The 13,487-nt window shown below is 33.5% G+C and carries 16 protein-coding genes; 9 read left to right on the forward strand and 7 right to left on the reverse strand.

Annotation, left to right across the window (positions count from 1 at the left end; all coding sequences use genetic code 11):
- Positions 1-4: 4 nt before the first annotated feature.
- Positions 5-985 (reverse strand): hypothetical protein, encoded by a 981-nt coding sequence (locus EDF66_RS09190; protein WP_132770140.1) that lies wholly within the window; start codon positions 983-985, stop codon positions 5-7.
- Positions 986-1,997: 1,012 nt separating this feature from the next.
- Between EDF66_RS09190 and EDF66_RS09195 the strand changes: the two genes are divergently transcribed.
- Complete coding sequence (locus EDF66_RS09195; protein WP_207898564.1) at positions 1,998-2,657, forward strand: DUF2625 family protein; 660 nt, start codon at positions 1,998-2,000, stop codon at positions 2,655-2,657.
- Between the two features lie 406 nt (positions 2,658-3,063).
- Entirely contained in the window at positions 3,064-3,690 is a 627-nt protein-coding gene (locus EDF66_RS09200) for a methyltransferase (protein ID WP_132842146.1), read from the forward strand.
- Positions 3,691-3,729: 39 nt separating this feature from the next.
- On the opposite strand, the gene EDF66_RS09205 is transcribed toward EDF66_RS09200, so the two are convergent.
- A complete protein-coding gene (locus EDF66_RS09205; protein ID WP_132770136.1) occupies positions 3,730-4,500 on the reverse strand; it encodes a methyltransferase domain-containing protein in 771 nt (256 codons plus the stop codon).
- A gap of 372 nt (positions 4,501-4,872) precedes the next feature.
- Here EDF66_RS09205 and EDF66_RS09210 point away from each other — a divergent pair, with 372 nt between their 5' ends.
- Positions 4,873-5,316 (forward strand): Hsp20/alpha crystallin family protein, encoded by a 444-nt coding sequence (locus tag EDF66_RS09210; protein ID WP_021191225.1) that lies wholly within the window; start codon positions 4,873-4,875, stop codon positions 5,314-5,316.
- Between the two features lie 50 nt (positions 5,317-5,366).
- Here the strand turns inward: EDF66_RS09210 and EDF66_RS09215 are convergent, their stop codons facing one another.
- Entirely contained in the window at positions 5,367-5,807 is a 441-nt protein-coding gene (locus tag EDF66_RS09215) for an acyl-CoA thioesterase (RefSeq protein WP_132770134.1), read from the reverse strand.
- Between the two features lie 143 nt (positions 5,808-5,950).
- Here EDF66_RS09215 and EDF66_RS09220 point away from each other — a divergent pair, with 143 nt between their 5' ends.
- From EDF66_RS09220 to EDF66_RS09235, 4 genes are all read left to right on the forward strand, one after another.
- Entirely contained in the window at positions 5,951-6,457 is a 507-nt protein-coding gene (locus tag EDF66_RS09220) for an RNA polymerase sigma factor (RefSeq protein ID WP_021191223.1), read from the forward strand.
- Entirely contained in the window at positions 6,447-7,088 is a 642-nt protein-coding gene (locus EDF66_RS09225; RefSeq protein WP_132842147.1) for a hypothetical protein, read from the forward strand. Before EDF66_RS09220 ends, EDF66_RS09225 begins: the two co-directional genes overlap by 11 nt.
- A 107-nt stretch (positions 7,089-7,195) precedes the next feature.
- Positions 7,196-8,851 carry an ABC1 kinase family protein gene (locus EDF66_RS09230; protein WP_132842148.1) on the forward strand — a complete coding sequence of 552 codons (1,656 nt, stop codon included), beginning with the start codon at positions 7,196-7,198 and terminating at the stop codon, positions 8,849-8,851.
- A 31-nt stretch (positions 8,852-8,882) separates the two neighbouring features.
- Entirely contained in the window at positions 8,883-9,671 is a 789-nt protein-coding gene (locus EDF66_RS09235) for an SDR family oxidoreductase (protein WP_243656021.1), read from the forward strand.
- A 49-nt stretch (positions 9,672-9,720) separates the two neighbouring features.
- Here EDF66_RS09235 and EDF66_RS09240 read toward each other — a convergent pair whose 3' ends face one another.
- From EDF66_RS09240 to EDF66_RS09255, 4 genes are all read right to left on the reverse strand, one after another.
- Entirely contained in the window at positions 9,721-10,311 is a 591-nt protein-coding gene (locus EDF66_RS09240; protein ID WP_132770128.1) for a YceI family protein, read from the reverse strand.
- Positions 10,312-10,446: 135 nt separating this feature from the next.
- Positions 10,447-11,028, reverse strand: a complete 582-nt coding sequence (locus EDF66_RS09245; RefSeq protein WP_132842149.1) for a Crp/Fnr family transcriptional regulator — start codon at positions 11,026-11,028, stop codon at positions 10,447-10,449.
- Between the two features lie 24 nt (positions 11,029-11,052).
- Positions 11,053-11,760: an FkbM family methyltransferase gene (locus tag EDF66_RS09250; protein ID WP_132770124.1), complete on the reverse strand. Its 708-nt coding sequence runs from the start codon at positions 11,758-11,760 to the stop codon at positions 11,053-11,055.
- A 63-nt stretch (positions 11,761-11,823) separates the two neighbouring features.
- The gene (locus EDF66_RS09255; RefSeq protein WP_132770122.1) at positions 11,824-12,474 is read right to left on the reverse strand and encodes a YiiX/YebB-like N1pC/P60 family cysteine hydrolase; all 651 of its coding nucleotides are present in this window, start codon (positions 12,472-12,474) and stop codon (positions 11,824-11,826) included.
- 86 nt (positions 12,475-12,560) lie between these two features.
- On the opposite strand from EDF66_RS09255, the gene EDF66_RS09260 reads away from it, so the two are divergent.
- Both EDF66_RS09260 and EDF66_RS09265 read left to right on the forward strand, forming a co-directional pair.
- Positions 12,561-13,052, forward strand: coding sequence for a hypothetical protein (locus EDF66_RS09260; protein ID WP_021191216.1), 492 nt, complete (start codon positions 12,561-12,563; stop codon positions 13,050-13,052).
- A gap of 141 nt (positions 13,053-13,193) precedes the next feature.
- Positions 13,194-13,487, forward strand: a complete 294-nt coding sequence (locus EDF66_RS09265; protein WP_021191215.1) for a hypothetical protein — start codon at positions 13,194-13,196, stop codon at positions 13,485-13,487.

Here is a 13,487-nt window from a genome sequence, read left to right on the forward strand (position 1 = left end):
TCAATTATTCATGATTTTGAATCGGTTCGTTTGTTTGCGCTAAACGTTGGGAACCATTATTTGCAGGACATGAGATATCGTCTGTCGCATCATAGATTAATTTTTTACCTGGTTTTATTAATTCTTCAGGTACATAAATTTGAATACGGGTTATGCTATATCCACTAGGGAAATAACGAATATAGTAACCATCAGGATGTAATGTCCAAATTCCACTTGGTGTATCTGTTCTTGGCATAGCCATACCCGCCAAAATTGCATATTGTTCAAATTCTTCATAGGAGTAATTACCTGAAGAAACTAGGCTTCTAATATTATTTTCAGCTTCAAAGACTGCGCGCAGCGATGCAGGCAATTGTTCTTTGGCAGCAGCCATTGCATCAAAAGGTAAAATTCCAAGTGCGCCCCCTTCTAGTTGCAAAAGTTGTTTAGGTGTTAGCAATGTCAATGCTGTTTCTTTTACGGAGCCAGCGTAATCGATAAATTTTGTTTTAGCTATTATTGTCCATAAGAGCATCTGAATATCGCTTTGTTTTACTTCGGGATGTTGTTCAGCACTTTTAAGTATGGCTGTAACAACTTCTTTTTTCTTACCTAAGGTGGGTGCATACATATAACCATCTCCCGATGATGGCGCATGAGTGCCCGCTTTTAAGCAGTAGCTTTTGTTTGTCATCTCGAAATGACCAGCCTGTAAAATATAACCATCTTTGGCGTTTCTGGGAAGTTCCTGTAATGGCTTATAATTTGCATCTTGTTGAAAACTTGGCATCTGCTCACCTTTTCTATCTACATCTTCAAAATTCGTGGATATCGCTTCGGGTTCTTTGAGTAGTTTGTCCAAACCTAGCGCTTGTGTGCCCTTACTTGTTGCTACTTTTCCTACTTTATTGAGAAAGCCTCCAAGTTGTGCGGTTGCAAGCTCAGTTGTGAGTATAAAACTTAACAAAAGTGATAGTTTTAATACCATTTTTTGAATTTTCATAGTTTTTCTATTTATGGTTAGTTTTTGTCTATTTCAAAAGCTTTGTTCATCATCTAGTTTTATCGTGCTCGTTGACTTGTTTCTAGATAAGTAAAGATAGGTATCCTTTATTATTATGGAAATATAAGAATTGAATTTTAAGGTTGTATGAATTTAAAAATAATAATTTGTCATGGATGCTAATTATTCTGATTCCTTGATCTCTCCGCCTACCAAAATATTAATAAGTCCATAGAAGTCCTATGCTTATTTGATATAGATCCAGTATAACCAGTCTTTTTCCAGTTCCTCTATTGTATTTTTAATCAAGTTGAACTTAAGTTTAGGATATTTATTGTGTATGTATTACTTCAATTGATAAGTCTGGCTAAATACTTTTGAAGAGAAATAATACGGAAATCTAGAAGTAGGAAAATTAGCTCCGAAAGGCTCCTGTTTTTTCAGTATTTTCTTTTGAATGGAGAACAGTATGATGGTAGGGGTAATAGAATATTGACTTGTCTTCTTAGTCTAAGTATGAATTGGTAAGTTGTTTTTTTGTTAAAAAACAAAAGGTTTTCAAACGGGGAGAATGAAAACCTTTATAACCAATTATAAACCTAAATTATGATGACACAAATATAGTGTTATTTGTACACTAAGACAAATTTTTTTTAATATTTTTTTCGAATTGTATCCTATTTTGATTTAACCTTAATTTTTACGGGTTATTCGTTTCTTTTTTATTTCTTTGCAGTAGCGTTTTCTTTGTTTGATTTTGGGATAAGGTATTGCTTGCTATTTTGAAAACAGATTGAATATTATGCTTAGCATAAAGCATCTTATACGTTATTGATGGAGAAAAATGCGCACTATTACTTTTTACCCTGTTTTATTATAGTACCATTTGAATTATATTCAATGAAGGTAAAGTGGGGTTATCATATCAGTAATAGTTGAAAATATAATAAGTGAAAAATATTGGAGGTTATAATGTATTTATCATCACCGTATGTTTTTTTTAAAAGATTAGATGATGAAAACATTAAAAGATTTAATAAATAAGGATGGATTTGGTTGGGCACTTGTACAAAAGTGGATGGAAAATTCAAAGAATACCTTTGAAACTTTGCCAAGAGTTTCTAAGCGAGCTGATGAGGAGTTGTTACGCTTGCAGATTTCAACTAAATCGCCGATGGGGGCTATTGTTTTTGAAACAGGGGGTATTCTAATTGAAAATGGATGGTTACGTATCTTAGGTTCGGGTTCCACAAAGCTGAATAGAGGTATGATGGAGTGGAATAAAGGTAAGACCTATGTCAATGAAGGAGAGAAAGGGGGCTTCTTACTGATTGCTGATGATGTTTTGGGTGGATATTTTGCAATTAATGCTGGGGAGCTGGGGGAAGAGATAGGTAAAATATATTACTTTGCTCCAAATACTTTGCGTTGGGAAAGTTTGGAATGCGGTTACGCAGACTTCATTAATTGGTCATTAAATGGAGACCTTGGTTTATTTTATCAAGACTATCAATGGGATGGTTGGAAAGCAGATGTTGCAACGGTTGAAGGAAATCAAGTGTATTCTTTTGATCCCAATCTGAGTGTACCTGAAAAGAATAATAATATACGAAGGAGCAAAAGACTAATTTTGATTGATGAACATGTCAAATTAGCATTGCAGTCTATATAATCGTAACGTATTGTGATTAGTCTTTTTCGGCATAATTGCTCTTGTGAAGATTCGATCTTTCATAGTTAGTCGCTGGATATTTTGTTATTACACAGTAGGTAGTGAAAAAATTATCCAGCGATTTTAGTATAGAATGAAATGTTTGTTTAAAGGAATTGAAACGTGAATTTTAACGTTATAAGTTTGGTTTTCTGTTAAAAAACAAAAGGTTTTCAAACGGGGAGAATGAAAACCTTTATAACCAATTATAAACCTAAATTATGATGACACAAATATAAGTGTTATTTTTACACTAAGCAAAATTATTTTAAATTTATTTATTCAAATTGCACAAATATGACTTTTGATTAGGTAAGCGTAGATGTTCAACAGTTGTATTAAGTGATCATTATTTATTATTAGGTGTATGAATAATAAGATTAAAAAAAAATTTCCAGTTAAAACAGTACAGCCTGTCCTGGATCAAAACTATTGGAATACGAAGTGGCAGAACAATCAAACCGGTTGGGATATCGGTTATGCTTCTCCGGCTATTACCGCGTATATGGCGCAATACCCTAATAAAAATGCGGCAATTTTAATAGCGGGCTGCGGAAATGCCTACGAAGCGGTCTACTTATTAGAGAATAATTTCACTGACATTACTTTAATTGATTTTGCTGAAGAAGCAGTTAAAGGATTGATTGAAAAATTTGCGGGATATCCTGCTATAAAGATTCTTTGTACAGATTTTTTTGAACACGAGAGACAATATGATCTGTTGTTGGAACAAACTTTTTTTTGTGCGATTGCACCGGAAAGACGTGCCGATTACGTGCAAAAAGTATTATCCTTGCTGAAACCACAGGGTCGGATTGTTGGTTTACTTTTTGATAAAGCATTTGAAGCACCTGGGCCTCCTTTTGGAGGTGATGTTGTTACTTATGAAAAGCTTTTCAGACCTTTTTTTTCCATCGACAAAATGGAAAAGTGTTACAATAGTATTTCACCAAGAGCAGGAAAAGAGATTTTTATTAATTTTTCAAAACCTTAATCCAATTATGGAATTCTATGAGAGCAGGCGCATAAGAGCTTACACGGGTTTTCTTCCATATAGTAACAGTCGTTTAAAGGCATATATGGCTGGAAATTTGGGAAATTTTTGTTCGATACGACTTTTATAAACCGTAATAAACTCTTCTTTTTGATCCTCCTGTAGTTTGTCCAGATAAGGAATTAAAGCAGAGCCAGAAATAAAGTTTAGTAATTCTTGTGAACTTTGTGCAATTATGGGATATACTTTTTGAATAATTTGCAAATTTATCAATCCTGCGTCATACATAATTGCCGCATATTGATCTATTGATAACATTGGTGATTCTCTTTTCCATCCACTGAGATAGTCATTAAATGGCTGTTCTTGCACTAATGTTAATAAAATTTGATTTAAGATATTATCCGATTGCATCGGCATTTGAATTGCAATTTGGCCATTGGGATTTAATAGCGACAAAAGATCGGGAAATAAGGTTTGATGGTTATCAGACCACTGTAATGCTGCATTGCTAAATATCAGGTCCCATTTTTGTTTTGTATCGAGGACATCCTTCGTAGTAGCTATTTTAAATGCTAATCTGTCATTTTTAAATTGTGAAGACTCCGATAACATCGCTTCTGAAGAATCAACACCTAGAAATTGCGCGTTTTTTAACTTGTTGGACAGGATAAAAGTTTGTTCACCTGTACCACAGCCAATATCGATACAATTTTGTTGTGGTTCTTCAGTAATAAAATTGATTAAATCGTAAAATGGTTGATTGCGTATATCTTTAAATTGATTGTAAATTTGGGGATTCCACTTCATATTTTTCTATGTTATGATTGTCAATACATCTTTGTAATCTAATTTAACTAAATTTTGATTGATAAACACTAATTATATGTTCAGCTTTTGTTTTTCTTTTTTTTTCGCTATCAATTACAATTTTTCTATGCTGAAAACTAAGTGTAAACAATTTATATTTTTTTGATAATAAAGTTTTATTTTCAAATTGCTTGATTTTAAGTTTGTTATTTTCTTTCTTTATATCGAAAGTGACATATTGTCAACTTTAAATAAGTTATTCAGACATTTTGTCTATGTATTTTTTGTTTTAATGTTTTGGTATGGGAATTGAAATACTGATGTAAATTGATTAATAAAAAATAAAGTATAAACATAAAAGGAGGACAAAAAATGGCATTAATTAAATTTCCAACAAAAAGCTTGAATACTGATTCTGTAAATCCATTTGTAAGTACAGTGTTTGATAATTTGTTTAACGATTCTTTTATTTCGGATCGTCTGATTTCCCGCGTTCCGGCGGTGAACATTTCGGAGACAGAAAAGGCTTTTCGTATTGAGCTGGCTGCTCCAGGTTTAACGAAGTCTGATTTTAAGATCAATGTAGATAAAAAAATAATAACTATATCTGCTGAGAAAAAAGAAGAGTCAGTAAGTGAAGAGAAATTATTTAGTAAAAGAGAGTTTAATTACACTTCTTTTTCAAGATCTTTTGCATTGCCTGAAACGGTAGATCACAGCAATATTGACGCGGTCTACGAAGATGGTGTTTTAGTAGTGACAGTGGGCAAGAGAGAAGATGCTATTGTAGCAAAAAGATTAATAGAAGTTAAGTAATATGTGTTTATTGAAAAAAGCTTCAAGGAGTAAATTCCTTGAAGCTTTTTTTATTCTAAAATTTCTGTGTAATCGTCCGCTTTAGGAATTTTATCCATAAAATGATTCCATTCTTGAGGAATGAATGTTAATTTTCTTTTTTCTAAATCTAGCCAAGCACCATCGACATTAATGGTAGCACTTTTTGTTCCATCTGCTTTAAAAACGATATGCCTAAAAGAAAATCGGCTATTGGAAATATTGAATTTGGTTAATTCTACTTCAACATAAATTTCTTCATCGAGATGAATTTCTCTATGATATAGTAGCTCTTCTCTAAATAGGATGGGGCCTATGTGATGTTTAGCAAATTGCTCTAGAGATAATCCAATTTTATTTAACATATTGCTTCTTGCTTGTGCACAGAAGTCTGCATATGCGGAGTGACGTAAATGCCGATTTGGATCAATCTGCGCCCATAATACCTGACCTTTAAAAAATATTTTATCCATACGATGATATTTTTTGTTTTCAACCTAAAATAGTGAATAAAATGCAAAAGATTCTTTTTTTTAAATATTGACTGTAACATTTTCAAAAATGCGGTACTAATCCTGTATATTAAACTTAATTACATTAAGAGGCTACACGATTAATGATAAAGCCAGACGAACAGCAATTTTTAAAACAGATAGAGCAGAATAAAGGTGCTATCATTAAGGTGTCTCGAATGTATATGGACAACTTAGAGGATCAGCAGGATTTATTTCAGGAAATTGTTATGCAGTTATGGCGGTCTTATGGCTCCTTTAGGAAGGAGAGTTTATTTTCTACCTGGTTGTATCGTGTGGCAATTAACACTGCCCTCATGTATTTCAAAAAGGAGAAACGCCGGCCTGATCAGCATGAACTTACTGTTGATATTGATGTCGTAGATGAATTTGATTCGGAAAGAAAAGAGGAGCAGTTACGTTATTTCTATCAAGCAGTTCAACATCTGAATCCTGTAGAGAAAGCATTAATCTTTCTGTTTTTGGAAGGACAAAGTCATCGCGATATTTCTATTAATCTCGGTATCTCTGAAGTAAATGCACGTGTTAAATTGAACAGAACCAAAGAAAAATTGCAACAGATTATTAAAACACAAGGTTATGAATTTTGATGAATTAAAAGAACAATGGAATAATCAAGCGGAAAATAATTTTGAGATTGATCCAAATCTTAATCATTATAAATCCGTTGGTAGCATTCTTGTGAAACTGAGGAGAAATATCAAAATGGAATTTTTCTCATGGTTGTGTGCAATTACATTTTTGATGTTATTGCCTAACATTGATACCTATATGATCACAGGATATACAAAAGTTGCCTATTACTTTTTATTGCTTCAAATGTGCATATCCAGTCTATTTTACTATAAAAAGTTTTTTTATTTTTATAAAACCACAAAGCAATTTGAACTATTAAGTTCTCGTGAAAATCTGTTAAAGTTGTATTACGATTTAAAATTTTCGATTGAAACTTATAAAATGTCTTCTTATTTATTAGTTCCTCAGGGAATTCTTATTTGTTTCATATTTTTCTCTTTAGGTCATTCTGCGGAGTGGGCAGATAAGATTTATCATTTTGGTTCTACTTGGGAAAATGATTCCTCGTTTATCATATTTTTTATTCTTGGGGTTTTTGCAGGTTTGATTTGTTTGGTTGTTTGTATTGAGTCTATGAGTTATTACTACTATGGCAAATATTTGAAAATGATCAAAAAAAATATCGATGCCCTAGAGGAAGAGTAATTGTAATAAAACTGTTTTATTTTGAGTTATCAATCTTTAAAAGAGTTTCTCAATTCGATTTGTGGGCAAGGTTTTTGTATCTTGATGATCTAATCGGATAAAAGGTTATGATGCAGCATTCAGCTAAAAAAATACAGCGTAGTTCTCATATCATTAGCGTACTTGCTAAATATGGATTTCGCGATATCTTAAACAGGCTCCCCTGGAATACCGGTAAAACTTCTTTAGAAATAGGTGTTGATGTAGCGAATATTTCCGTTTATAGACGTATTCGTATGGCCTTAGAAGAGCTGGGGCCAGCATTCGTTAAGCTTGGGCAGTCTGCCTCTACACGCGAAGGTTTATTGCCCCAAGAGCTTATTGAAGAATTGAAGTTTTTGGAAGATCGTGTTGATCCATTTAGCATTGATATCAAAAGTTATATTGAAGAGGAACTGGATATTATTTTTGATGATCATTTCGCTTCTATTGATCCAGAACCTTTTGCCGCCGCTTCTATTTCCCAGGTTTATAAGGCGAAACTCATGGATGAAAAAGATGTTGTTGTTAAAGTTCGTAGGCCTCAAGTCGATGAGATTCTGAAAACGGATTTATCTTTAATGCGAGATATTGCCCGGATTTTGGTAGGCTATAGTGAACCTTTGCACAATCTTAATTTACCATTAATTGTTGACTCTTTTGCAACCACCTTGGTTCAGGAAATTTCGCTATTAAATGAACGTCATAACATAGAGCGTTTCGCCAAAAACTTTAAGGGCAACAGCAAAATCAGTGTTCCTAAAGTTTATCCGAAAATAAGTTCTGATCGTATCCTGACAATGGAATTTATGGACGGTGTTAAAGTGACGGATAAGGAGAAGTTGCAGTCTATGGGACTTGATTTAGAGGAGATTGTAGATAATGGTATCAATCTTTATTTAGAACAGGTGATCGTACATGGTTTCTTTCATGGCGATCCTCATCCTGGTAATTTACTTGTGCTTCCAAATGGTAAACTAGCTTTTATTGATTTTGGAAATATGGGTAAATTGTTAGGTATAGACCGACAAAATTTAGAAGAGTTTATCCAGGCGGCAGTTTCTTCCAATGCGATGCATCTAGCTGATACGATAGAAGATGTGGCGGTTGTGAGTAATATTCCCGATCGTGCTAGATTTGAACGTTCTTTGTATGAGATTTTTGATCTGATTGATAACGTCTCATTGGGAGATATCAGTTTAGAGTCATTATTTGATAAATTATGGACGATCATTGGGGATAACCGTCTTTATTTTCCTGAATATATCTATCAGCTTATTCGAGGCATATCTTTAATGGAGGGAATTGGTAGACAACTCAATCCAAACTTGAATATTATGAAGAGTATAAGACCGTTTGCAAACCGTATTATGCGGGAGCGAATGGATCCAAAATATTTATTTGAAAAAGGGAAGAATAAGGCTTTTTCTTTTGCTCGTGATATTGAAAAACTTCCTGATGATCTTAGAGGCTTATTTAGGCAAATAAAGCTTGGAAATTTCACGCTTAATCACCACTTGATCAGTGCTAAGTCATTTACCCAGATCTTAAGAAAAGGCGTTAACCGTATTGTAATCGGAATTATGGTTTTGTCCTTGAATATGCTTGCAGGTATGGTTATTATCGCGCATGTTGAGCCTAAATTTTTAGGAATTCCAGTTTGGGCATGGGTATTTTTAGGAACTTCTTTTTCTTTATCGATTTATCTATTTATAGCTATGATACGTGCTAAAAATCGAGATTAGTCAATAGAGGTTAGACATGATATAAAATAATATGATACAAATAAATTTAGAAAATAAGAAAGCATTGGTTGGTGCCAGTTCTGGTGGTATAGGTTGCGCAATAGCACAACAATTAGCCTTACATGGTGCATCTGTCACTTTAATGGCTCGAAATGAAGAGAAGCTGAAAATTGCACTTGCTACATTAGATAGGAGTAGAGGACAGCAGCACCGTTATCTTGTCGTAGATTTTAATGATTTTGAAGAATACCAACGTGTAATATCCAAGTATTTTACTCATCATGTTGTTGATATATTGATTAATAATACCAATGGTCCGAAGGCCGGCACTATTGCAGATCAATCATTAGCAGACTATCAACGGGCATTTGACTTATTATTTAAGACTCACTGTTATACGACAGATCTGGCATTACCTCATATGAAAAGTGCGGGTTATGGGCGTATCATTAATGTTTCTTCGTTAACTGTAAAAGAGCCAATGTCAAATTTGGTATTATCGAACACAGTGCGTACGGCATTAATGAGCTGGAGCAAATCATTAGCGAAAGATGTTGCCGTTCATCATATAACAGTTAACAGTATATTGACAGGTCTATTTGATACTGCGCGCATTCAATCATTGACACAGATGGATGCGGAGCGTCTAGATATACCGTATGAAGAGGCTTTGTCTTTGCGATTGAAGCAAGTTCCCATGAATAGATTGGGCAGACCCGAGGAGTACGGTTATCTTGTCGCCTTCATCTGTTCTGAGTATGCGAGCTACCTCACCGGATCCAATATTCCACTTGATGGTGGCATGATGAATGGATTTTAAAATAAAAGCCCTTAAGTATTTACTTAAGGGCTTTTATCTGTTTATTTTCTTAATTCAGTACGATTTCTGTATTTACTGTGATAGCCACATCTGCTGCGACAGCTTCAACCCCTGATGGTAATTTATCATTATATTTCATTCCGAAATCAAAGCGATTAATAGTAGTTTTCGCAGTGAAACCAGCCCGTGTCTTTCCCCAAGGATCAGTAATGATTCCTCCGTTCTGAGTAACGTCAAAAGTAACTTTCTTTGTCACATCTCTGATTGTTAGATCGGCGATTAATACATATTTTCCTTTTTTACCCTGTTTAAAAGAAACAGATTTTAATTTCATTGTTGGATATTTCTCTGCATTGAAAAAGTCATCTGATTTTAAATGGCCGTCACGAGCATCTATTCGTGTGTCAATACTGTTGACATCAATCGTGAAATCTAATTTTGCATTATCAAAACTCTCTTTGTTCGGAGCATCAATGGATCCGGATACTTTCGTGAATTCACCATCGACAAAGCTTATCCCTAAGTGATTTACATCAAATCTTGCGTTTGTATGTGCAGGATCTGCACTCCATTTTACTTGTGCTAAGGCGCCATTGATCATTAAGACTGTGGCTGCTACAATTTTCAATAAATTATTCATAATCTTTCTTTTTATCTTTTTTAACAGTAATCTTGTTTAAAATGTTTGTCGATAAACAAATAAATTGTTGTATTAATTTGTACAAAGATGACGAATAATGCTGTTTTAAAAATTGACCTACATCAATAAAATGTACTATTTTTTTGGTTTTAGGATCTGCCTTTTTAATCGGCTTAAAAACTCTTGTGTAACTCCGATATAAGATGCGAGCTGCAAATTAGATATTCTGGGGTATATTTTTGGATAACGTTTAATAAAATCCAGATAGCGCTCCTGCGCCGTAAATCCCAGAGCCGCAATGATGCGATGTTGTGATGCTACTTGAGCTCTTTGGGACATAATTCTGAATAGCCGTTCTACTTGAGTACAATTAGTGAAGAGTTTTTCTTTCTGTTCTCTCGAGATTATTAGTATTTCAGAATCTTCTAAAGCTTGAATATATAATTGAGCGGGTTCTTGATCATTGAAGCTGGCAATATCTGATATCCACCATTCTTCTATAGCGAAGTATAAAATATGTTCTTCTCCATTTGGAGTCAAATAGAAAATTTTAAAACAGCCTTTCTTTACAAATCCTTCAAAATTGCATATTTCTCCTGCCTGCAGAATGAAGCTCTTTTTTTTTACATGTGTTTGGGTGTAACTAGACGTGATCTGTTCAAGTTGTTCTTCTGTAACGGCTATTCTTTTTTTTATGTAATCCTTGAAAATGTCCATGAGATAATTAATTCTGAAATGATATTAACTAGAGACTTTAATAAAAGAAATTTCTTCTAAAGTATCAGAAATCCCAAATACTTTGTATCCATGTTGATGTAAAGAGTTTAATAACTCTTTTGTTTTTTCAATTCCATTATCAAAAAATCTTTCGTGTATTTCTAATAAAATCTGGCGGATCTCGATGGATGAATTTAGAATACTTTCTATGACGCAATATTCTGAGCCTTCAATATCCATTTTTAGCACATCGATGTAGCTATGGTTGTTTTCAGATACAATATCTATAAGTGATTTCATTTGTACTTCTACCATATTATTCTCATCAACATTTTGATGGTTAATGATGGAGCCGGAGACATGCTCTTTGTTTTTTGGTAAATTGAAATGGGTTATTCTGGTTTCCTTGTCCAATCCGAACGGATGAAAATGAAATTTGGGAGATAGATCTGATCGTTGCGCTATCCATTCAATTGATTTCGGTGTTGGGTCATAGCCATGGACATGGCAATTGTGCTTTTGTATAATGGCATCATCAAAAGAAGTGTCTTGTCCTATTCCAAAAGAGTATACAATCGCATCGGGATGCAGCAGATCTGGATTGACAAAAAATCCACCATAAGAATTTCCGTACCAAACATGTGGACATTTATGTTCGATCTTGAATGATGATATTTTTCCAGAAAGTATTTTATATTGCTTCTTCAACGTGTTGATTAGGCTTGGACTCATATAATTTGTATGTTTGATGGTGGTCGTAAGTTACGATAAAAATTAATTTTAATGATATTCTAATTAATTTAAGGGTGTTAGAAAACCGATTTTTGTTAATTTTTCTGACGCTGCCAATCCATTGGGATTGCAACCTAGTTTTCCTTCAGGAACTTCCAGTCCTTGTTTGTTATAAAAATCTTTCCAAAAGTTGTCTATTTCACCCGTAGCAGGATTGATGAAGGTCATGGGCTCTAAGGTAAAAATTTGAGATTTTCTAAAAGCTCTTTCGATAAAATCGGAACAATAGTAAGTGTTTTCATTTAAAATATAGCTCCAATTGTACGGTTTTCCCAGCATATTTTTTGCAGTTTTTATCGCTAGGGGTATAGCTTTCTGATATTCTTTTTTTAGTCTGTAAACGACTAAATTGTTTTGATTATTTTTTTGAGAATCATAAAAATCTTTTAAGTTTTGACGTATGGATCCATTTTTGGAACTTGCGTGTAAAACAAAAATAGAATCATGCTCAACTTCTAAGAGTCCAATGTGATCAAAAGAATTTTTTTTGTCACGTTGTGTCACACGGTTTATAGCTCCAGATAGATTTTCTTGTTCCGCCTCTACAAAGATAAGATCACCATTTTTAAGGTTTTTAGTTTCAACTTTTTGAGCAAAACAAAGTTGGGATAAAAGTATAACTAGGATGCTGAAGAATATTCTTTGTGCTTTCATGGCATAAATTTACATGCAATTTGATGTAAATAGAATCATTAGCTAAAAATAATTATGTAATGATAGAATGTTTGTATCTTTGCAAGATGGGAAAAATGTATAATGATGTGGTGGAATTATTGCCCGAATTGATTCATTGCTTCAATAATCATTTGATGTTTGATAGCTTAGAGGAGGAAGATGTAATTTCATTTCTTCCAATCGAAGATGAAGAAGTTGCGAAAGAATTTGTAGCTCATACAAATAAGGTATTATCCGACCACTTTGAAGTTGAGGATGGTGAATTATGTTATCCTGAAGACAGTTATTTGGATAAAATTGACAATCCTATTTTCTTTTGGAAGGATTATTTAGGATGCTTTTTTAATTTTGAATTGGTTGAGGATTTGTTGGATAGAGAAGATATAAGAGGAACAAGTTTTGGAACTTACCGAATTACCCATATTGCCTTTATTAACGAAGTAAATAAACGGATCAAAAAAAGAAGATTAAATGGAATAAACCTTGAGTATCGTGTTATTCCAACTCCTTTGGACAGCAATAAACATTGGAATCGTACATACGATAAAGAATTTTAATCAAATCATTATCTATCGTTTTAAACGTTCGCTAAGTACTGTTTTTTTAATGTTTTGTATTTAGTTTTTTGTAAATTGCCCTATTATTTTCTAAGCTATCAGAATAGCTAGCAGTATTCTTCTTGTTTAAATTCCGTTGAAATGAAATATATTTTATTCGTACTTCCAGTCATGGTTTTCATGAGTTGTTCCAATGCGCAACAAGATAAGCCATTAGAGCAGTTAGATAAAAAGTCTGCTCGTGAAGTGGTTTTAGTGACCGAAGTGAAGGGTGATTCAGTCCTGCATATTACTAAACAGCATATCTGGTTTAATGGAGAGCAAATTGCTTCTCAAAGTGATACGATCATTACAGCAAAGAAAGTGAATACCTGGAGTGTTGGGGATTCTGCTCAAACACTTAGTGAAGTTCCTATTTACGTAACCGTACAGTAA

It is taken from the genome of Sphingobacterium sp. JUb20, from assembly GCF_004342035.1.
GTDB lineage: Bacteria > Bacteroidota > Bacteroidia > Sphingobacteriales > Sphingobacteriaceae > Sphingobacterium > Sphingobacterium anhuiense.